Consider the following 21,012-nt stretch of genomic DNA (forward strand, 5'->3'; position numbering starts at 1 on the left):
GAATGCGAACGGCGCTGGCGATGCCGCGCGCCGCCGCTGTGGCGCAGCGGCGGCGCGGATTCGGTAGCAGTTCAGCGCAAGTCGCGGCGGCGGTAGGCCGCCATGCCGACGGCGAGCAGGGCCGCGGCGATGCCGAGCAGCCACAGGATCGGCGTCGCCTCGAACGGCGCACCGGGCAGCTTCGGCGGATGCACGAACGGCACCAGGTCGACTGTCCACTGCGGCAAACCGTCCAGCGAGCCGACGAAGAAGATCACGATCATCCCGCTGAGCACGCCCCAGGCGACCGGCGTGTAGCGCGGCGCGAGCCCGAAGATCGCGACGGTGATGCCGGTGACGACCCACACCGCGGGCACCTGAACCGCCGCGGCGGCCAGCGATTCCGGCAGCTTCTCGCCGAGTTCGCCCGTGCTGAGACCGTAGACGACGCCGATCGCGAGCCCGGCGGTCAGCAGGGCGATCGCGGGTCCGGCCAGCGCGAAACCGATGTGGCTCAACGCGTAGCGGGTCCGGCCCACCGCGGCAGCCAGCGTGGCCTCGGCCCGCTGGCTGGACTCCTCGTCGTGCAGGCGCAGCGCCGCCGAGATCGAATAGGCGCCTGCCGCCGCGGCCAGCATGGTGATCGCGTAGGCGATGAACGACTCCTCCAGGCTCTCCGAACCGCCCATGCGCGTGACCAGATCGGTGATGGTGCCGCTGTCGTCGAGCATGTCGCTGACGCTGTTCACCGCGCCGCCGATCAACAGCCCGTACAGGCCGAAACCGATGGTCCAGGCGAGCAGCGTGCCGCGCTGCAGCCGCCAGGCCAGCGCGACCGGCCCGGCGAATCCCGGCGCGGCGGCCGCCGGACCCGGACGCTCGGCGAGCAGCCCCGAGCCGGTGTCGCGCGAGGCGAGCAAGGCGTAGGCGGCGCCCGTCGCCAGCACGGCGACCGTGGCCAGCGGCAGCAGTACCCACCACCGCTCGTCGGCGTACGGTCGGATCTGCAGCGACCAGCCGATCGGGGAGAACCAGGACAGCACGCCGTTGCCCGCGTCGCCGACCGCTCGCAGCGCGAACGCCGCGCCGAGCGCCGCGAACGCTACGCCGCGCGCGACCCGCGCACCGGCGCTGACCTGGGCGGCGACCGCCGCGATCGCGGCCCACGCGATGCCGGACGCGGCCAGCGCCGCACCGAACGCCAGCGAACCCGCCGCGGGCAGATCGGCCGCGTAGAGCGATGCGGCGCAGGCGATTCCGGCGATCAGCGCCCCGCCGAAGGTCATGACGAGCGCCGCGGTCAGCCCGGCGAAGCGGCCGATGCTGGTGGCGCCGACCAGCTCCGCGCGGCCGGTCTCCTCTTCGACCCTGGTGTGCCGGATGACGGTCAGGATGGTCGCGATCGCGATCATCGTGTACATCGCGCCGGCCTTCCAGGTACCGATGGAACCGAGCTCGGTGCTGAACACCGGCCCGTACATCGCGACCAGCGCCGGACTGTCCGCGGTGGTTCGCGCGAAATCGTCGAGCTGGGTCTGGGTGGTGTACAGATCCTTGATGCTGACCACCTGGAAGGCGGGCATCAGTCCGATCAGCAGCGACCACAGCGGCAGCACGATCCGGTCGCGGCGCAGATACAGGCGCAACAGCTGCCCGGTGCCCGCGAAATCGGCGGACTCGCCGAAAAGCGTTGTGGCAGGGGCCCGGTGGGCGGCGGTGGTCATGCCCGCACCTGCTCCCCGAGCTTCGCCGCGGCGTCCTTGTCCTTGCCGTCGACGTGGTAATGCCGCATGAACAGCTCCTCGAGCGTGGGCGGAGCACTGGTGAGACTGCGCACGCCCGTGTCGCCGAGCACCCGGATGAGCTCGCCGAGGTGCTCGCTGTCCACCTGGCAGCGCAGCGTGGATCCGTCGCGCTCGATATCCTCGACGCCCGAGATACGGCTGAGATCGCCTGGGTCGCCGAGCAATTCGGCGGTGATGGCGGTGCGTGAGAGGTGTCGCAGGTCGGACAGCGACCCGCTCTCGACCGTCCGGCCCGCCCGGATGATGGTCACCCGGTCGCAGAGCGCCTCGACCTCGGACAGGATGTGGCTCGACAACAGCACCGTCGCACCGCGCTGCTGCGCCTCGTGCACGCACTCGCGAAAAACCTGTTCCATCAACGGATCCAGGCCGGAGGTCGGCTCGTCGAGTAGCAGCAGCCGCACGTCGGAGGCGAGCGCCGAGATCAGCGCGACCTTCTGGCGGTTGCCCTTGGAGTAGGTGCGTGCCTTCTTGCGGGGGTCCAGATCGAAGCGTTCGATCAGCTCGGCGCGGCGTTCGGCGTTGATGCCGCCGCGCATCCTGGCGAGCAGGTCGATGGTCTCGCCGCCGGACAGCGACGGCCACAGCGTGACATCGCCTGGCACATAAGCCAATTCGCGGTGCAGGCCGACCGCGTCGGTCCACGGGTCGCGGCCGAACAGCCGGACGCGACCGGAAGTGGCGCGCAAGATGCCGAGCAGGACCCGGATGGTGGTCGACTTGCCCGCGCCGTTGGGGCCGAGGAAGCCGTGGATCTCGCCTTCGCGGACCGCGAGGTCGAGCCCGTCCAGGGCGGTGACGTGTCCGAAGGTCTTTCGCAGATCTTCGATTTCGATGACCTCGGTCATCTGTGCTCCTTCATGACAGTGTCCATCAGGGTGGTGTCGGTGAGCAGGCCCTGGGTGTAGAACTCGAGGGCCGGTGGGGTGAGTTCTTCGGTGATGGCGCGGATCGCCTTGCGGAAGTCGATCTTCTCGCCCTCGCGGTGGTGCAACTGGACCCACAGCAGGACGGCGCCGACATTGAGCGTCATCAGGTAGCGGGCGCGGGCCTTGTGGTCGCGACTCGGCTTGATGGTTCCCGCGTCGACCCCCTGCTGCATGTAGCCCTCGGCGTCGGCGACCATGTGCTCGAACAGGGACTCGGCCATCGGCCCACCCGCTTGCAGGCTGCGCACCATGTAGGCGACGAGCGGACCGTACATTTCGATCTCGGCCAGTGCGGCGAGCGTGCCGGACGCGGCGTTCGGCGCCGTGATGGCCTTGACCTTCTCGTCCCGGATCAGTTGCAACACTCGGTCGTCGCAAGCGGCGCGCAGGCCGTTCTTGGAACCGAAGTGGTGGTTGACCAGGCCGGGGGAGACACCTGCCGCGGCGGCGATGGCGCGGACTCCGACCTGGAATCCCTGCTCACCGAAGACTTCGATCGCGGCGTCTCTGATCCGGGCCGCCGTGCTCAGATCTGCGGCGGATCCTTGCGATACGGGCTGTTGCTTGAACACATGTTCAGTATATTAAACGGCTGTTCAATCGAGGGCAAGAGTTTTGGCTCGAGACCGGGTGGTACGTGGCGACTATGGTCGAAGTCATGGCAACCGGCAGCAGCTCTACGACGGCAGAACACCTTCGTGCGGCACTCGACGGACCGTGGGGGTCCGTCCGCGAGGAGGCCCGAACCCAACTGGCCGGACAGGAATTCACCGGCGATCCCTATCTCGACTACAAGGCGGCGCGAGCCCGCGTGCTCGACCAGATGCGCGTGATCGCGACCCTGGGCTACGCCGAGCGCGGATTCCGCAGGGAGAACGGCGGAACCAGCGAGCCGGGCGCGGCCGTCACCGGGTTGGAGATGCTCGCCTACGCGGACCTCTCGCTGTGGGTGAAGGCGGGCGTGCAGTGGGGCCTGTTCGGCGGCGCGGTGGAGAATCTCGGCACCGAACGCCACCGCGACTACATCCGCAGGCTGATCTCGCTGGACCTGCTCGGTTGCTTCGCGATGACCGAATCCGGGCACGGCAGCGACGTCGCCAACATCGAGACCACCGCCACCTACGATCCCGACACCGAGGAATTCGTGGTGCACAGTCCGACGCCCTCGGCGCGCAAGGACTACATCGGCGGCGCCGCCGAGCACGCCCGGATGGCCGCGGTCTTCGCCCAGCTCATCACCAAGGGCGAGAACCAGGGCGTGCACTGCCTGCTGGTGCCGATCCGCGACGAGCAGGGCGCCGATCTGCCCGGCGTGACCACCTCCGACGACGGACTCAAAGGCGGCCTGCTCGGTGTCGACAACGGCCGCATCGTCTTCGACCACGTCCGCGTCCCGCGCGAGAACCTGCTCAACCGCTACGCCGACGTCGCGCCCGACGGCACCTACAGCTCGGAGATCGAGAACCCGAGCCGCCGCTTCTTCACCACCCTCGGCACGCTGGTGCGCGGGCGGGTCAGCGTGGGCGGCGCCGCGGCGGCGGGCGCGCGGGTCGCGCTGAGCATCGCGCTGCGCTACGCGCTGAAGCGCAGGCAGTTCTCCGACCCGGACACCGGCGAGGAGACGGTGCTGCTGGACTACCGCAGTCATCAGCGCAGGCTGCTGCCGCTGCTGGCGAAGTCCTATGCCTACGCCTTCGCGCAGAACGACCTGGTGCGCCGCATGCACCTGGTGCAGACCGGCCAGGATCTGGAGCCGAACGCGCAGCGCGCGCTGGAGAAGCGCGCGGCGGGCCTGAAGGTCGCCCAGACCAGGCACGCCACCCGCGCCATCCAAGAGTGCCGCGAAGCCTGCGGCGGCGCGGGGTATCTCACCGAGAACCGCCTGGTGACGCTCAAGGGCGACACCGATGTGTTCACCACGTTCGAAGGTGACAACGTAGTCCTCACGCAGTTGGTCGCCAAGGAACTGCTGACCGCGTACGCCGACGAGATCCGCGATCTGGACGCGCTCGGCTGGGTGCGCTTCGCGGCCACCATGGCGGGCGACGTGGTGCGTAAGCGTTCCGGCGTGCGTCAGCTCATCCAGACGCTGCGCGACCGCGGCGACGACGGCGTGGACGAGGGCGATCTGTCACGGCGCGCGGTGCAGTTGCAGCTGTTCGCCGACCGTGAGGACTACCTGGTGCGCACCGCCGCGCACCGGCTGCGCGCGCGGGCCGAGGAGACCGGTCCCTTCGAGGCGTTCAACAACGCCCAGGACCACATCCTGGCCGCGGGCTCCGCGCACATCGACCGGCTGGTGCTGGAAGCCTTCATCGAAGGCATCGGCGACATCGAGGATCCGGAGGCCAAGGCGCTCGCCGACCTCGTGTGCGATCTGTTCGTCTACACCATGCTCGAGGAGAACTCGGCCTGGTTCATCATGCACCGGTTCATGTCGGTGGAGCGAGCCAAGGCGGTCCGCCGCGGCGTGAACGAGCTGGTGGACCGGCTGCGCCCGCACGCGCTGACCCTCGTCGAGGGGATGGGCGTGCCGGAGAGCATGTTGCGCGCCGCGCTGCTCGACGACGCCAGCGTCTACGAGCGGAGCTGATCGGGGGCGGTGCGGTCCGCGCCGAGCGCGTCACGGGAGACCGCGCCCGTGAGCGAATCGGTGATCGCGCACAGGGCGAGCACCATCGCGACGGCCGCGGCCGCACCGCCGAGCACATCCGTGGCGAGGTGGTAGTCGAGCCCGATCATGCCCACCGCCACACCGCCGAGCGCGACGACGGCCACCACCGCGACCGTGCGCCGGGCTCCGGTCGAATCCGTCAGCAGGACGAACGTGGCCGCGATCGCGACCAGGTGCACGGTGTGCCCGCTCGGGTAGGCCAGATAGTCGTGCAGCGGGCGGTCCCACAGCGGTTTCAGCACCCAGGTGTTGATCGCGACGGCCACTTCCGGAACCACGAACATCGTTGCGGCGCGCCACCATTCGCGGCGGTAGGCGAACCACGCGGTCGCGGCGCAGAGCAGCGGAAGCAGGATGTAGGCGTTGCTCGGCACGACGAGGACGTGGTAGACGCCGCGATACCCGTCCAGCGTCGCGCGGACCGGCTCCTCGACCGCCCGATCGAGATCCGTGCGCCCGCCGTCCGCGGGGAACGACAACGGGATCGTCAGGGCGATCACCGCGCACAGCACGCCGGTGTACGCGCGCACCGCGCTCGATGCCTGCCGTCCGTCCATCACCGGTCGACGATAGCGGGGCGCCGTCACCCCCGCGCGGTCGGTGATCGTCGATCAGCGTGCGGACCGACCGTCACATGCCGCGCCGGTACGCGTGCGGAGCGGAGCAGCCGGGCGCGCGACGTCGATCACCCCTGCGGTCGGCGGCCGTGCAGCCGTTCGAGCCGGTCGGCGTGGACAGCCGGATCGGCCGCGCACAGTCGGCGAACCGAATCGATGATCAGCCCGGCCCGTAGGTCAGGATCGCGGTGACCACGAACCACAGCACCCACGCGATGGCCGCCACCATGCCTACCGTGAGCACCGCGCGCATGAGCGCACGGCCCATGTCGATGTCGCCGCGCTCGGTCGGGTAGAGCTTCCACGGGCTGTACCACGGCGCCTGGAAGGCGGGCTTCTGCGCGTCGCGCTCCAGCTGGGCGAGCTCCTCGGCGTAGGCCTCGGCCTGCGCCTGCTGCGGGCCGCCGTGCCACAGCGTGATGTCGATGGGGCCGAGGAAGCCCTCGTTGAGCAGATCCTGCGGCGCGGGCAGATAGGGGAGAATGCCGAGACCGCGGAAGGCCACCGCGACGTCGTTGGCGGTCCACAGGTGCTTCTCGCTGTCGGCGAGGGTCTCGAAGTAGTGCCGCAGCCTGCCGGGGTCGGTGCCGAGGATGACGTCGAAACTCGGGTCGCTCCAAGCCTGTTGGATCTGTAGCTCGGCCCCGCGTAGCGGCACCACGAGCGCGACGCCGTGCACCGCGCGCTGCCCGAGGCCGCGGGCCGACAGCCAGTCCTGCAACGCGAAGGTGTGTTCCCTGGACTTCTCCAGCGGCGTGCGCCGGTCGCGGCCCTCCATCGCGGCGGTCTCGCCGTTGATGGTCCACGGTCCGTTGAGCGGGATCTCGAGCACGCCGTCCTGGCGCGCGACGAGCGCTTCGGCCTCGATCACCACGCAGCTCGTCGGCGTCCAGACGACGGCGTCGAACTGGTGCAGCCGGTCCTTGTGGAACAGGCTGCAATTGATGGTGGCCACGCCGTGCGGGCTGGCCGGGTCCTTCCAGGTGCGCAGCCAGTCGATCAGGGCCCGTTCGGCATTCGTGCCAGCCGGGTTCTGTACTCGTACGAGCATTCGCGACCGCCCTTCACGTCGTCACTCGACAGTGGACAGGATACGAGCAACGGCGCGGGGCGCGCCGCGCCGACGGTGCCGCACGGCGTGTTGGACGCGCGGCACCTTTCATTCGGGAATCTCCGCGGCGAGTTCGCCCGCCCGGACCGCGCGTTCGAGTTCGGCGTGATCGGCCTCGGTGCGGTCGGCGTAGCGCACCGCGAAGGCCGCGACCGCGTCCTCGAAGCGCTCGTCGCCGTCCAGATAGCCCGAGAGCAGGCGTGGGTCGAGCGAGCGCGAATGCGCGCGGGCCAGCAGCGCGCCCGCCAGCCTGCCGTAGTCGTCCAGGTCGCCCGCGGAGAGCCCGGCCGGATCGATGCTGCCCTTGAAATTGCGGAACTGCCGGACGATGAAGGGCAGCTTCCGCTCGCCGAGTTCGAGCGTCGTCCAGCCGAGCAGGATATCGCTCTCGGACTGAACGAGCCTGGCGCCCTGGACGATTCGCTCGCCCTCGTGCCGCACCGGCGGCGCGGGCAGGTACGGCGCCAGCGCGGACGGTATCGACTGCTTGAGTTGAAGCACCAGCACCTCGCCGTCGTTGCCGTGCAGCAGCGCGACATAGCTGTGCAGCCCGACGCTTCCGGTGCCGACGATGCGAAAGGCGATGTCGGACACCGCGAACCGGGCCAGCAGGTTGCGCCGCGACTCGCGCAGCGTGTCGCCGTAGCGTTCCAGTCCGTCGATGACGGCTTGCTCCACGGCGTCCTCGACCGCGGTGAGAACCGGTGGGTCGCTGACGAATCGGTGCTTGCTGATGCCGGTCTCGTGGTCGTCGAGATGCATGGTCCATTTGGCGGCGACCTTGGCGCTGGTGTTCTTGCGCGCCTTCTTCGCCGCCTTCTTGAAGTCGTCGAGCAGGTCGTCGGCCTTGGCCTTGCTGATCACCGATTCGTCGGGCAGCGCGCTCCAGGACTCCATGAACGGCTGCTCGGCGAGCGCGTCGATGGCGAGCCGGTAGGCGCGGGCGGCGTCGCGCGCGGCCGTGCGGCAGTCGTCCTCGTCGGCGCCGGACTCGCGCCCGGCCAGCACCAGGCTGGCGGCGAGCCGCTCCAGATCCCACTCCCACGGACCGGCGATCGTCTCGTCGAAATCGTTGATGTCCATGATGATCTCGCCGCGCGAGGTGCCGTAGAGGCCGAAGTTCGCGGCGTGCGCGTCACCGCACAGCTGCGCGTCGACCCCGCTGACCGGTCCGCCCGCCAGATCGGCGGCCATCAGCCCGGCCGCGCCGCGGTAGAACGTGAACGGCCCGGACATCATGCGCCCCACCCGCAGCGGCACCAGGTGCGGCAGCCGGTCCGCGTGCGCGGCGCGCAGGAACTCCAGCACGTCCGGACGCCGCTCGCCCGCGGCTTCGCGGTCGCGCGCCGTCACCGGGACGCGCTCGCGCAGGGCGCGCCCCTTGGCCCGCACGTCCTCGGCGGGGACGTAGGAGCGCAGATCGATACCACTGTCGGACACAACCGATCACGCTATCCTGCCGCCGCCGATTCCGGCGTATCGTCCTCAGCTCGCGGGGACCGGGGGATCGACCGGCGTGATCGGCAAGCGCAGGGCGCCGGGCGCGGCGGCGGGGACGGCGGGCCGGACCGGCGCGACCGGATCGATGCGGCGGTAGGGCTCGCCGAGCGCGGGGCGCGGATCGGCCTGCCCCTTGTTGGGCCAGAAGGCCATGGCCCGTTCGGCCTGGGCGGTGATGGTCAGCGAGGGGTTCACGCCGAGATTCGCGGTGACCGCCGACCCGTCCGCGACGTGCAGGCCCGGATGCCCGAACACCCGCTGGTACGGGTCGACCACGCCGGTCTCCGCGCTCTCGCCGATGACGCAGCCGCCGATGTAGTGCGCGGTGGCCGGGATGTCGAAGACGTCCATGATCAGGCCGTGGGTGTCGCCGTCCACCTTGTCCGCGAAGCGGCGGCCGACCTCGTGCGCGAGCGGTATCCAGGTCGGGTTCGGCTCGCCCGTGCCCTGCCTGGTCTTGAGCTGCCCGCGCTTGCGGAACGAGGTCAGCGAGTTGTCCAGCGACTGCATCACCAGCAGGATCACCGACTTCTCCGAGGCGTGCCTGGCGTTCAGGCTGCGCAGAAACACCAACGGGTGCACCAGGATCGCCAACAGGAAACGCAGGAAGCGGAACGCGCCGCCGTCCACGATCGGCACCGACATGGGGAACAGCGCGTTCTGGCCCTTGCCGTAGTGACAGACCTCGATGTGGGTGTCGGCCTCCGGGTGGATGGAGGAGGTGATCGCGATGCCCTCGGCGAAGTCGCGGCGCGAGCGGCTCACCACATTGAGGATTGCTTCGGAGTTGCTGCGGGTCAGTTCACCGAGCCGCGGCGAGAGGCCGGGCAGGATCTTCTCGTCGCGCATCCGGTGCAGCAGCTTCTGGGTGCCGAGCGCGGCGCCGGCGAACACCACCTGCTCGGCGGTGAAGGTCTTGCGCTGCTTGCGAATCCAGCGATCAGAGCGCTCGGTCCGCACGGCGTAGCCGCCGCCGGGCAGCGGGCGCACCGCGGTCGCGGTGGTCAGCGGATGGACCTCGGCGCCCGCCTGTTCGGCCAGGTAGAGGTAGTTGGTCGTGGTGGTGTTCTTGGCGTTGTGCGGGCAGCCGGTGAAGCAGCGCGCGCAGTGCACGCAGCCGCGGCGGCGCGGGCCCGCCCCGCCGAAGTAGGGGTCGTCGACCTCGGCGCCCGGATCGGATTCGTTGAAGAAGACGCCGACGTTCGTGGCGTGGAAGGTGTCGCCGACGCCGAGATCGTCGGCGATGTCCCTGATCACCTCGTCGGCGGGCGTCATGCGCGGATTGGCTGCCACGCCGAGCATGCGCTTGGCCTGGTCGTAGTAGGGCGCCAGCTCGGACTTCCAGTCGGTGATGTGCGCCCACTGCCGGTCGGTGTAGAAGTTCGGCAGCGGCTCGTAGAGGGTGTTGCCGTAGATGAGCGAGCCGCCGCCGACGCCGGCGCCGGAGAACACCGCGCACTTGCCGAGGATGCTGATCCGCTGCGGTCCGGTGAGGCCGAGGCGCGGGGCCCAAAGTGATTTACGCACGTTCCAATTCGTGCTCGGCAGGTCGTCGGCCGTCCACCGCCGCCCGGCCTCCAGCACGCCCACCCGGTACCCCTTCTCGGTCAGCCGCAGGGCGCTCACGCTGCCGCCGAACCCGGAACCGATCACTACCACGTCGTGGTCGAATGCGGGCATGACATCCTCTCCTCACCTATCGATGATGAGATATTTTCATACTCATTCTTTCACGGTGGGTGTTGTGGCGTAATTCCACGGCGAGCCCGGATGGCGGTCCGCGGGGTTCGTGCGGTAAGCACTGGCGTGTGACAACGGAATCGGGGACCACCGAACCCGGCGAGCGCGCCGACACCGGCGGCGGGGTGTTCGACGACCGCATCCTCACCGTCCCGAACGTGCTGAGCGTGCTGCGGTTGATCGGCGTCCCGCTGTTCCTGTGGCTGCTGCTCGTCGAACGAGCCGACGGCTGGGCCTTCGCGCTGCTCGTCGCCAGCGGCGTCACCGATTTCCTGGACGGCAAGCTGGCCAGGCTGCTCGATCAGGGCTCGCGCCTCGGCGCGCTGCTCGACCCGTTCGTCGACCGGCTCTTCCTGGTGACCACCTTGCTGGCCTTCGTGATCCGCGGTCTGCTGCCGTGGTGGGTCGCGCTGCTGCTCGTCGGGCGCGACCTGTTGCTGACCCTGACCCTCTCGGTGTACAAACGACGCGATCTGGATCCGCCCGAGGTCATCTATCTGGGCAAGGCGGCCACCTTCGCGCTCATGTCCGCGCTGCCCTGGTTGCTTGCCGGACAGATGGATTGGGCGCTGGACGGTTTCGGCCGGGCCTTCGGCGGGGCCTTCCTGGTCTGGGGCACGGCGGTGTATCTGTGGACCGGCGTGCTCTACGCGGGCAAGGCCATTGCGGTGGCGCGAGCGATACCGGCTGTGGGGCACCGTCACCCATAGCGGATAAGGTTGCGTGCAACGTTCACTACGAAAGGACGCCCAGTGCCCCTAACCCCGGAGGATCTGCGGTACACCGAAGAGCACGAGTGGGTGCGCCGGGTCGCCCCGAATCGGGTGCGGGTCGGCATCACCGACTACGCGCAGTCGCAGCTCGGTGACGTCGTGTTCGTGCAGCTGCCCGACGCGGACCGGGAGGCGAACGCGGGCGAGAGCATCGCCGAGGTCGAATCGACCAAGAGCGTCTCGGACATCTACGCGCCGCTGGACGCGAAAGTCGTTGCGGTGAATGGTGAACTCGCGAGCGAGCCGGAGCTGCTGAACACCGATCCGTACGGTGCGGGGTGGTTGTTCGAGCTGGAGGCGGCGGACGCCGACGGGCTCGATGTCACGCTGGGTGAACTGCTGGATGCGGCAGGTTATCAAGGAGTTATCGGGGCCTGACGCGGCCTTCCCAGTTCTACCTGCACGGGCACGCCCCGGCAGGGTACGGTCAAAGCCAACAGATGTGCCGGCATCCGATGCCGGTGTTCTAGCGACACGACCGGTCGTGTCGGCGAAGCATCACCTGCTTGCATGGATAATCAGGTTCGAGGAGGAGAGAAACGGTGAGCGAGAACAAAGACCCGGGTTACCAGGAGACCGCGGCCGAGACGACGTCGGTCTTCCGCGCGGATTTCCTGAACGAGGTCGACGCGTCGCGCTCCGGTGAGCAGACCGGCGAACAGCCGGTCCAAGGGGTCGAGGGTCTGCCGGTCGGCGCGGCCCTCCTGGTCGTCAAGCGCGGGCCGAACGCGGGATCGCGGTTCCTCCTGGATCAGCCGACCACTTCGGCGGGTCGTCACCCCGACAGTGACATCTTTCTCGACGACGTCACCGTCAGCCGTCGGCACGCCGAGTTCCGGCAGGACGACGACACCTTCCAGGTGGTGGATGTGGGCAGCCTGAACGGCACCTACGTGAACCGGGAACCGGTGGACTCCTCGGAGCTGCAGAACGGCGACGAGGTCCAGATCGGCAAGTTCCGGCTCGTGTTCCTCACCGGACCGCGCGCCTCCGTGAACGAGCCGTCGGCGGGTGCGGGCAGTCTATGAGCACTGGTTCGGATGGCGGTGTTCGCGGGTCCCTGCGTGGTCACGCTCCGCTGCCGCCTCCGGGCCCTTCGCTCGCGCCGCGGGCGCCGATGTGTGTGAAAGGCACGGCGCTGTGACGGGCGCGGCGCAGTGGGCGCGCGGAGGGATGTCGATCGGCTCCGTTCTCGACCTGCTGCGACCCGACTTCCCCGATATCACCATCTCGAAGATCAGGTTCCTCGAAGCCGAGGGCCTGATCCGGCCGGAGCGTACGCCGTCCGGCTATCGCAGGTTCTCGGTCGCGGACTGCGAACGGCTCAGGTTCGTGCTGACCGCCCAGCGCGATCAGTACCTGCCGCTGAAGGTGATCAAGGAGCAACTCGAAGCGATCGACAGCGGGGCGGCCACGCTCGGTGTGCGGGAAGCCCGCGCCCGAGCGCACTCCGGTCGTCCGGGAGGTGCGGAGTCGGGGCCGGTCGCGGCCGCCGATTCCGGCCCTGTCGGTGCGCAGGGCGGCCGTGCCGCGCGGGTGGCCGCGCCGCGCCGATTGGGCGTGGTGCCCGGCGAGGTCTCGCCCGACGAGTTGCGCTTCGATCACGAAATCCGGCTCACCCGAGCCGATCTGCTGGAGCAGGCCGAGATCGACGAGAGATTCCTCAACGATCTGATCCGGGCCAACCTGATCGCACCGGGCGCCGCGGGATTCTTCGACGGCGAGGCGGTGACGTTGGCCAGAACCGCCCGCGCCATGGCCGAATTCGGTCTGGAAGCACGGCATCTGCGCGCCTTCAAACTGGCCGCGGACCGGGAGGCGGCGCTGCTCGCCCAGATCGCCGCGCCGATCGCGAAGAGCCGCGACGCGGGCGCGCGAGCAAGGGCCGAGGAAACCGTGCGCGAACTCGCGGCACTGTCGTTGACGCTGCACACCTGCCTGGTGAAAGCCTCGGTACGCAACTCTCTCGGAAGCTGACCTCCGCGCCTGTGTTCCACCCCGGCAACACGCCGATTTCGGCTGTGCACACCGATCGCAGCACCGCTGTCGGTTCGCCTAGACTCGTGGTACGGCGAGCTCTGCAGCGGTCAGGTCGGGCGGCCGGCGAATATGGGAGGCAGTGCTATGAGCGAGCGCAGCGAGCGAATCATGTGTCAGCGTGCTTCGCGCATGCCGGAGCCGAGCGTTAGCGAGGCGCAGGCATGAGTGAAATGCGCGTGATCGGCATCCGCGTCGAGCAGCCGCAGAACCAGCCCGTGTTGCTGCTGCGCGAGGTGTCGGGGGATCGGTACCTGCCGATCTGGATCGGCCAGGCCGAGGCGACCGCCATCGTGCTGGAGCAGGAGGGGGTGACTCCCATCCGCCCGCTGACCCACGATCTGATCAAGATCTTGATCACCGAGCTCGGGCACACCCTCAAGGAAGTCCGGATCGTGGATCTGCAGGAGGGCACCTTCTACGCGGATCTCGTCTTCGACAACGAGCTACGCATCTCGGCCCGTCCGTCGGACTCGGTCGCCATCGCCTTGCGGGTCGGTTGCCCGATCCACGCCGAGGAGTCGGTGCTCGAGGAGGCCGGGCTGGTGATGCCCGACGAGCGCGAGGACGAGGTGGAGAAGTTCAAGGAGTTCCTCGAGTCGGTGTCGCCGGACGACTTCAAAGCCACCGACAGCTGAAGGGTTTCGCGAAAATCTTCTAGACCTCAACTACAGCTGAAGACTTTTACCGCGCGTCGCGTTTGGTCCGACGATGTCGCTCCCGAGAGAATCAACGGGAGTAATCTCGATAGTTGGGCCACGTCCGGAATGACGGGTTGTTGGTCATCACCGGAGCCGGGCCATCGATGAGGCTAGGCGTCTGCGGAGCAAGGGAGTGGTCAGTGGCAGAGCAATCGCAGGATGTGCGGCGGCCGGATGTTCGTCCGACCGAGGGCTCAGAGGTTCAGCCCGGCCTGTTCCCGGATGACTCCGTACCCGATGAACTAGTCGGTTACCGTGTGCCGAGCGCGTGCCAGGTCGCTGGAATCACCTACCGGCAGCTCGACTACTGGGCGCGGACCGGGCTCGTGGTCCCCTCCATTCGCAGCGCGGCGGGTTCGGGAAGTCAGCGGCTGTACTCGTTCAAGGACATCCTGGTCCTCAAGATCGTGAAGCGGCTGCTGGACGCGGGGATCTCGCTGCAGAACATCCGCATCGCCGTGGATCATCTGCGCAGCAGGGGCGTCCAGGATCTGGCGGGCATCACCCTGTTCTCCGACGGCACCTCGGTGTACGAGTGCACCTCGCCCGAGGAGGTAGTCGATTTACTGCAGGGTGGGCAGGGCGTCTTCGGTATCGCGGTCAGCGGCGCCATGCGCGAGCTGACCGGCGCCATCGCCAACTTCCCCGCCGAGCGCGCCAGCAGCGCGACCGAGCGTCCGGAGGACGAGCTGGCGTTCCGGCGCAAGGCGCGGATGAACAGAGCGACCGGCTGATATCGGCGAATCGAGGCCACCGTCTCCCACGAGGGACGGTGGCCTTTTTCGGCGTGCTCGCGCGGAGTGACGAGGGCGACACCGGGGCGGAGACGTTGTTTCGCGGGGCGGCGACATAAACTGACGGTGCGTCGCCGCCGTGCGGGAGAGTCCCGGTCTCGAGCAGACCGGGCGCCGAAGGAGCAGCACCTCCCCGTCAATCTCTCAGGCAACAGGGACCGTACGGGCTTCGGCGCCTCTGGAAAGCGGTGGTCTGCGCTGTGCGCAGGGCCGCCCGCCCATGGGGAAAGGGGACCGGCTCCGGCCGGGTCGCCCGAATCTCTCAGGCACCACGACAGAGGGGGAGGGCTGGTACCCGTCGACACCGCGTCCCTCGACACGGCATCGACCCGCCCGACCATGGAGCTGCTGCCGTGACTCGATCATTCGCCGACCGTCATATCGGACCCGACCGGGACGAACTAGCCCGGATCCTGCCCGTCGTCGGCGTCGGATCGCTGGACGACCTGGCGACCGCCGCGCTGCCCGCCAGCATCCTCGACGACTCCGCGGCCGGGGCGCTCGCCGCGCTGCCGCCCGCCGCCACCGAGCACGAGGTGCTCACCGAGCTGGCCGCGCTCGCGCACGCCAACACCGTGGCCGCCTCGATGATCGGCCTCGGCTACTACGACACCCTCACCCCGCCGGTGCTGGTGCGCAACCTGCTGGAGAATCCGGCCTGGTACACCGCGTACACGCCCTACCAGCCGGAGATCAGCCAGGGCCGCCTCGAAGCGCTGCTCAACTTCCAGACCATGGTCTCGGATCTGACCGGCATGGAAGTCGCCAACGCGTCCATGTTGGACGAGGCGACCGCGGCGGCCGAGGCCATGACGCTGCTGCGCAGGGCGGGCCGGTCGAAGTCGGCGCGGCTGCTCGTCGACGCGGACCTGTTCCCGCAGACCCGCACCGTGCTGGAGACCAGGGCCGAGCCGCTGGGCATCGAGATCGTCGAGGCGGATCTGTCGACCGGCGAGCTGCCCGAGGGCGACTTCTTCGGCGTGCTGTTGCAGGCGCCGGGCGCCTCCGGCCGGATAGTCGACTGGACGGCCGTGATCGCGGCGGCGCACGAGCGCGGCGCGCTGGTCGCGGTGGGCGCGGACCTGCTCGCGATGACGCTGATCACCCCGCCGGGCGAGCAGGGCGCCGACGCCTGTTTCGGCACCACCCAGCGCTTCGGCGTTCCGCTCGGCTTCGGCGGTCCGCACGCCGGGTATCTGGCGGTGCGCGGGCAGTTCGCGCGGCAGTTGCCGGGCAGGCTGGTCGGCGTCTCGGTGGACGCGGACGGCGATCTCGCCTACCGGCTGGCTCTGCAGACCCGCGAGCAGCACATCCGTCGCGAGAAGGCGACCTCGAACATCTGCACCGCCCAGGTGCTGCTGGCCATCGTGGCCGCGATGTACGCGAGCTACCACGGCGCGGACGGACTGCGGGCGATCGCGCGGCGAGTGCACGGCCACGCGGCGGCCATCGCGGCGGGCCTGGACGGCGCCGTCGTGCACGCCACCTTCTTCGACACCGTGCTCGCGCACGTCCCCGGTGGCGCGGAAGCCGTTGTGGCCAAGGCGAAGTCGCGTGGTATCAACTTGCGCCTCGTCGACGCCGACCACGTCGCCATCGCCTGCGACGAGGCGACCACCTCGGCGCACGTCGCCGCCGTGCTCGAATCCTTCGGCACCGCACGGTCGCTGGACGACGCCGCGGCCGCGCCCGCCGCCTCCGTCGAGACGCGCACCACCGAGTTCCTGACCCATCCGGCGTTCACCAGCTACCACACCGAGACCGCGATGCTGCGCTACCTGCGGCGGCTGTCCGACAAGGACATCGCGTTGGACCGCAGCATGATTCCGCTCGGCTCGTGCACCATGAAGCTCAACGCGACCGCCGAGATGGAGCCCATCACCTGGCCCGGTTTCGCCAGGGTGCACCCGTACGCGCCGGTCGAGGACGCGCCCGGTCTGCTGAAGGTCGTCGCCGATCTGGAGAACTGGCTCTGCGAGATCACCGGCTACGACTCGGTGAGCCTGCAGCCGAACGCGGGCAGCCAGGGTGAGTACGCCGGGCTGCTCGCCATCCGCCGCTACCACCTGGACCGCGGCGACACGCACCGCGACACCTGCCTGATCCCGTCCAGCGCGCACGGCACCAACGCCGCGTCCGCGGCCATGGTCGGCATGCGCGTCGAGGTGGTCAAGTGCCGCGACAACGGTGACGTCGACCTGGACGACCTGCGCGCGAAGATCGCCGACCACGCCGACCGGCTGGCCTGCATCATGATCACCTACCCGTCCACGCACGGCGTGTACGAGCACGAGGTGGCCGAGCTGTGCGCGCTGGTCCACGACGCGGGCGGCCAGGTGTACGTGGACGGCGCGAACCTCAACGCGCTCGTCGGCCTCGCCCGTCCCGGCAAGTTCGGCGGCGACGTCAGCCACCTGAACCTGCACAAGACCTTCTGCATCCCGCACGGCGGCGGCGGTCCGGGCGTCGGGCCGGTGGCGGTGCGCGAGCACCTGGCGAAGTACCTGCCCGGCGACCCGCTCGAGCGCGGTTCGCACGCGGTGTCGGCGGCCATGTACGGTTCCGCCTCGATCCTGCCGATCACCTGGGCCTACATCCGGATGATGGGCGCCGAGGGCCTGCGTCGCGCCACCCTCTCGGCCATCGCCTCGGCCAACTACGTGGCGCGTAGGCTGAACGAGCACTTCCCCGTCCTCTACACCGGCGAGAACGGCATGGTCGCGCACGAGTGCATCCTCGACCTGCGCGAGATCACCAAACGCACCGGCGTCACCGTCGACGATGTGGCGAAGCGCCTGGCGGACTACGGTTTCCACGCGCCGACCATGAGCTTCCCGGTCGCGGGAACGCTGATGGTGGAGCCGACCGAGAGCGAAAACCTCGCCGAGCTCGATGATTTCATCGAGGCGATGATCGCCATCCGCGCCGAGATCGATCAGGTCGGCGCGGGCGTCTGGCCGGTGCAGGACAACCCGCTGCGCGGCGCGCCGCACACGGCGGCCAGCCTGGTCGGCGACTGGGAACACCCCTACAGCCGCGAAATCGCCGTTTACCCAAGGGGTCTCGCACACGCGAGGGCCAAGGTGTGGCCGCCGGTGCGGCGCATCGACGGCGCGTACGGCGACCGTAACCTGGTGTGCTCCTGCCCGCCGCTGGACGCCTACACCGACTGACACGCGACGCGAGCCGCCGCGCCGAGGACAGCACCTCGGCGCGGCGGCTTTCGTGTGTTCGGACTCAGCTCAGAGCACGTGCCGCGGCGAGGGCCGCGTCGGCCGCCACGCGCGCGTCCTCGGCGGTCACCGGTTCGCGGGAGATGAACAGCCGGTAGAAGATCGGCGCGACAGCGAAGCGGACGATCTGCTCCGCGTCGACGGTGGACGGGAGGTCGCCGCGGTCGACTGCGCGCCGCACGAGTTCGGCCGACTGCCGGTGGCGCGCCTGGTAGAAGTCGTGCAGCGCGGTCGCGGCGGCGGAATTCTGCATGGCCGCGGCGATGAACGCGCTCGCGACCGGACCCGCTTCCGGGTCGGCGAAGCCGGTTCGCACCAGTTCGGTCAGCGCGCGCAGGTCCTCGGCGAGCGTGCCGGTGTCCGGAATCGGCCACGGTTCGGCGGCGGCCAGGTCGAGCGCGTCGGCGATCAGTCCTTCCGGGCTGCGCCAGCGGCGATAGACCGTGGTCTTGTGCACCCCGGAACGCTGGGCCACCGCGTCCACCGAAAGCCCCTGGTAGCCGTGCTCGGCGAGCTCCGCGAGGGTGGCCGCGCGCACCGCGTCGCGGACCCGCGCGCTGCGGCCGCCGGGACGTTTCTGCGTCTCCAAAGACAACTCCTGTTGCGTTAAAGCGGACTAGCTGTTAGCTTAAAGCTACACAAGTAGCGATTGGAGTTCCATCTGACCACCCAGCTGACCCTCCGGGGTGTCGCGAAGTCCTACGGCGACCGCCGCGTGCTCGACGGCGTCACGCTCACGATCCGGCCCGGCGAACGAGTCGGCATCGTCGGGGAGAACGGTTCGGGCAAGTCGACATTGCTGCGCCTCATGATCGGAGCCGAGCGCGCCGACGACGGCGCCGTGACCGTCGACGCGCCGGGCGGCATCGGCTATCTCGGCCAAACTCTGGTCGGCGAGACCGTCGCCGACGCCATCGATCTGGCCCTGGCCGAACTGCGCGACCTCGAACGGCGAATGCTGGAAGCCGCCGCCGCGCAGGACATGGACGCCTACGGCGAGCTGCTCACCGCCTTCGAGGCCAGGGACGGTTACGACGCCGACGCCAGGGTCGACAAGGCGATGCACGGCCTCGGGCTCGCGGGCATCGGGCGCGACCGCGCGGTGGCGAGTCTGTCCGGCGGCGAGCAGGCGCGGCTCGGTCTGGCCTGCCTGCTGGCGGCGTCCCCCGAGATCCTGCTGCTCGACGAGCCGACCAACCACCTCGACGAAGCGGCACTGACCTGGTTGGAGGACCGCCTGCGCGGCCATCGCGGCACCGTCGTGGTGGTCTCGCACGACCGGGTCTTCCTGGACCGCATAATGACCGCGATCATCGAGGTCGACCACGGCGGCGTCACCCGATTCGGCGGCGGCTACACCGGCTTCCTCGCCGAGAAGGCCGCGGCACGGCAGCGCTGGGAGCAGGCCTACGCGCAGTGGCGGGAGGAGATCCGGCGGCTCGAGGAGTTCTCGGCGACCACCGCGCACCGGGTCGCGGTGGGCCGGGTGATGAAGGACAACAACAAGATGGCCTACGACCGCAACGCGGGCCGGGTGCAGAGTTCCATCTCCTCGCGCGTGCGGCAGACGGCCGAGCGGTTGCGCAGGTTGACCGACGACCCCGTGCCGCCGCCACCGAAGCCGCTGCGATTTCGCGGCAGATTCGGTGCGGCACAGGCGAAGTCGTTCGAGATCGGCGAACTCACCCTTGGCCCGCGCGACCGGCTGCTGATCGACGGCCCCAACGGCTCCGGCAAGTCGACTCTGCTGGACGCGATCTACGCCCGCACCCCGGGCCGGGTCGGCTACCTGCGCCAGGAGGTCGCGTTCGATTCGGCGCAGACCGTCGCCCAGGCCTACGGCCACGGCAGGGACGCGCTGGTGTCGACCGGGCTGTTCCATCGGAGCGCGCTCGACGTGCCTGTCGGAGCGTTGTCCGAAGGGCAGCGCCGCAGGCTGGCGCTGGCCAGGGTGCTGGCAGGCGAGCACGATCTGCTGCTGCTCGACGAGCCGACCAACCACCTGTCCCTCGCGCTGGTGGAGGATCTGGAGCAGGCGCTCGGTGCGTATCCGGGCGCGGTGGTCGTGGTCAGCCACGACCGGGCGCTGCGCCGCCGGTTCCGTGGAGAACGAAAGGACGTGCACGAATTTGCCTGAGGTCCGCACGACAATCGAGGCGCCGGGTGCGCCGTACGGCGTCACCGTCGACAAGGCGGGCGCGCTCTGGTTCACGATGGCCGCCCAGGGTGCGGTCGGCCGGTGGGCGGGGGAGAGCATCGAGACCTTCGCCCTCGACCCGGCCGACGGGCAGCCGACGGTGATCGTCTCGGGGCCCGACGACGCGGTCTGGTTCACGGAGTTTCGCGGCAACCGGATCGGCCGGATCGGCGCGGACGGCGTGCTGTCCTTCGTCGCCGCGGACGCACCGTACGGTCTGTGCCTCGGACCGGACGGCGCGCTCTGGTGCACCGAACTCCAGTCCGGGCACATCGGGCGACTGTCCGACGACGGGACGATCACCCGCTACCCGGTCGAGGGGATGCCCTCGATGATCACGCCGGGTCCTGACGGCGCGCTCTGGTTCACCCTGAACCAGGCCAACGCCATCGGCCGCGCTACCACGGACGGCGCGATCACCACGTATCCGCTGCCGACCGAGCAAGCGAACCCGGTCGGGATCGCAGCGGCCCCCGACGGCGCGCTGTGGTTCGTCGAGATCGGCGCGGGACAGATCGGCCGAATCACCGTCGACGGGGCGATCGAGGAGTTCCCGCTGCTCGATCGCGCCGCGCGTCCGCACGCGATCATCGCGGGACCCGGTGGGGCGCTGTGGTTTACGCAGTGGGGGAGCTCCCGGCTCGGCTGGGTCACCACCGCTGGGGAGATCGGCGAGCTCGACCTTCCCGGTGGGGAACCACACGGTTTGGCGGTCGGCACGGACGGCCTGATCTGGGTTGCCATGGAGTCGGGCGCGCTCGTAGGTGTCGAACCGGACGGCCGCGAACAGGCCGCCCGGCTTCGCGCACGAGGGGGCGAGTCGACGACGGAACCGCGCTCCGGCACACCTACAGAGCGCTGAGCGCCCGATCGACCGCGGTGCCCGGCGTTACGAAGTGGTGGGCGCCTGGACGACCGCGCT

At 69.5% G+C, this 21,012-nt stretch carries 18 protein-coding genes and 1 riboswitch; of the genes, 10 read left to right on the forward strand and 8 right to left on the reverse strand.

Annotation, left to right across the window (positions count from 1 at the left end; all coding sequences use genetic code 11):
* Nucleotides 1-71: 71 nt before the first annotated feature.
* Genes T333_RS22335 through T333_RS22345 form a run of 3 tightly spaced genes read right to left on the reverse strand, consistent with a single transcriptional unit; the run spans nucleotide 72 to nucleotide 3,285 of the window.
* Nucleotides 72-1,703, reverse strand: coding sequence for an ABC transporter permease (locus tag T333_RS22335; protein ID WP_496425708.1), 1,632 nt, complete (start codon nucleotides 1,701-1,703; stop codon nucleotides 72-74).
* Complete coding sequence (locus tag T333_RS22340; protein WP_496425709.1) at nucleotides 1,700-2,632, reverse strand: ABC transporter ATP-binding protein; 933 nt, start codon at nucleotides 2,630-2,632, stop codon at nucleotides 1,700-1,702. The genes T333_RS22335 and T333_RS22340 overlap by 4 nt, the downstream gene beginning before the upstream one ends.
* Nucleotides 2,629-3,285, reverse strand: coding sequence for a TetR/AcrR family transcriptional regulator (locus tag T333_RS22345; protein WP_496425710.1), 657 nt, complete (start codon nucleotides 3,283-3,285; stop codon nucleotides 2,629-2,631). Before T333_RS22345 ends, T333_RS22340 begins: the two co-directional genes overlap by 4 nt.
* An 86-nt stretch (nucleotides 3,286-3,371) precedes the next feature.
* On the opposite strand from T333_RS22345, the gene T333_RS22350 reads away from it, so the two are divergent.
* Nucleotides 3,372-5,306, forward strand: a complete 1,935-nt coding sequence (locus T333_RS22350; protein WP_355002710.1) for an acyl-CoA dehydrogenase family protein — start codon at nucleotides 3,372-3,374, stop codon at nucleotides 5,304-5,306.
* Here the strand turns inward: T333_RS22350 and T333_RS22355 are convergent.
* The 4 genes from T333_RS22355 to T333_RS22370 form a co-directional block, all read right to left on the reverse strand.
* On the reverse strand, nucleotides 5,291-5,944 hold the full coding sequence (locus T333_RS22355; protein WP_496425780.1) for a phosphatase PAP2 family protein: 654 nt from the start codon (nucleotides 5,942-5,944) through the stop codon (nucleotides 5,291-5,293). The genes T333_RS22350 and T333_RS22355 overlap by 16 nt on opposite strands.
* Before the next feature lie 220 nt (nucleotides 5,945-6,164).
* The gene (locus T333_RS22360) at nucleotides 6,165-7,055 is read right to left on the reverse strand and encodes a nuclease-related domain-containing protein (RefSeq protein ID WP_355002709.1); all 891 of its coding nucleotides are present in this window, start codon (nucleotides 7,053-7,055) and stop codon (nucleotides 6,165-6,167) included.
* Nucleotides 7,056-7,163: 108 nt separating this feature from the next.
* Nucleotides 7,164-8,555, reverse strand: a complete 1,392-nt coding sequence (locus T333_RS22365; protein ID WP_496425711.1) for a DUF2252 domain-containing protein — start codon at nucleotides 8,553-8,555, stop codon at nucleotides 7,164-7,166.
* A gap of 45 nt (nucleotides 8,556-8,600) precedes the next feature.
* Nucleotides 8,601-10,295, reverse strand: a complete 1,695-nt coding sequence (locus T333_RS22370; protein WP_496425712.1) for a GMC oxidoreductase — start codon at nucleotides 10,293-10,295, stop codon at nucleotides 8,601-8,603.
* A gap of 185 nt (nucleotides 10,296-10,480) precedes the next feature.
* Here T333_RS22370 and T333_RS22375 point away from each other — a divergent pair, with 185 nt between their 5' ends.
* The 7 genes from T333_RS22375 to gcvP all read left to right on the forward strand — a co-directional run bounded on the left by T333_RS22375 (nucleotide 10,481) and on the right by gcvP (nucleotide 17,833).
* On the forward strand, nucleotides 10,481-11,065 hold the full coding sequence (locus T333_RS22375) for a CDP-alcohol phosphatidyltransferase family protein (RefSeq protein WP_355003084.1): 585 nt from the start codon (nucleotides 10,481-10,483) through the stop codon (nucleotides 11,063-11,065).
* A 42-nt stretch (nucleotides 11,066-11,107) separates the two neighbouring features.
* The gene (gcvH, locus tag T333_RS22380; protein WP_355002706.1) at nucleotides 11,108-11,506 is read left to right on the forward strand and encodes a glycine cleavage system protein GcvH; all 399 of its coding nucleotides are present in this window, start codon (nucleotides 11,108-11,110) and stop codon (nucleotides 11,504-11,506) included.
* 164 nt (nucleotides 11,507-11,670) lie between these two features.
* Nucleotides 11,671-12,156: an oxoglutarate dehydrogenase inhibitor Odhl gene (odhI, locus tag T333_RS22385; protein ID WP_067839009.1), complete on the forward strand. Its 486-nt coding sequence runs from the start codon at nucleotides 11,671-11,673 to the stop codon at nucleotides 12,154-12,156.
* Nucleotides 12,157-12,301: 145 nt separating this feature from the next.
* Nucleotides 12,302-13,105, forward strand: coding sequence for a transcriptional regulator FtsR (gene ftsR, locus T333_RS22390; protein WP_355002705.1), 804 nt, complete (start codon nucleotides 12,302-12,304; stop codon nucleotides 13,103-13,105).
* A gap of 224 nt (nucleotides 13,106-13,329) precedes the next feature.
* Nucleotides 13,330-13,803: a bifunctional nuclease family protein gene (locus T333_RS22395; protein ID WP_067778565.1), complete on the forward strand. Its 474-nt coding sequence runs from the start codon at nucleotides 13,330-13,332 to the stop codon at nucleotides 13,801-13,803.
* Between the two features lie 203 nt (nucleotides 13,804-14,006).
* Nucleotides 14,007-14,600: a MerR family transcriptional regulator gene (locus T333_RS22400; RefSeq protein ID WP_067778562.1), complete on the forward strand. Its 594-nt coding sequence runs from the start codon at nucleotides 14,007-14,009 to the stop codon at nucleotides 14,598-14,600.
* Nucleotides 14,601-14,732: 132 nt separating this feature from the next.
* A riboswitch (glycine riboswitch) is annotated at nucleotides 14,733-14,831 on the forward strand.
* A 182-nt stretch (nucleotides 14,832-15,013) separates the two neighbouring features.
* Entirely contained in the window at nucleotides 15,014-17,833 is a 2,820-nt protein-coding gene (gcvP, locus tag T333_RS22405) for an aminomethyl-transferring glycine dehydrogenase (protein ID WP_496425713.1), read from the forward strand.
* A gap of 64 nt (nucleotides 17,834-17,897) precedes the next feature.
* Here gcvP and T333_RS22410 read toward each other — a convergent pair whose 3' ends face one another.
* Complete coding sequence (locus T333_RS22410) at nucleotides 17,898-18,482, reverse strand: TetR/AcrR family transcriptional regulator (RefSeq protein WP_355002703.1); 585 nt, start codon at nucleotides 18,480-18,482, stop codon at nucleotides 17,898-17,900.
* Between the two features lie 60 nt (nucleotides 18,483-18,542).
* Here T333_RS22410 and T333_RS22415 point away from each other — a divergent pair, with 60 nt between their 5' ends.
* Complete coding sequence (locus tag T333_RS22415; RefSeq protein ID WP_496425714.1) at nucleotides 18,543-20,030, forward strand: ABC-F family ATP-binding cassette domain-containing protein; 1,488 nt, start codon at nucleotides 18,543-18,545, stop codon at nucleotides 20,028-20,030.
* Nucleotides 20,023-20,952 carry a Vgb family protein gene (locus tag T333_RS22420; protein ID WP_496425715.1) on the forward strand — a complete coding sequence of 310 codons (930 nt, stop codon included), beginning with the start codon at nucleotides 20,023-20,025 and terminating at the stop codon, nucleotides 20,950-20,952. Before T333_RS22415 ends, T333_RS22420 begins: the two co-directional genes overlap by 8 nt.
* The last annotated feature ends 60 nt before the right edge of the window (nucleotides 20,953-21,012 follow it).

It is taken from the genome of Nocardia sp. CNS-044, from assembly GCF_059570515.1.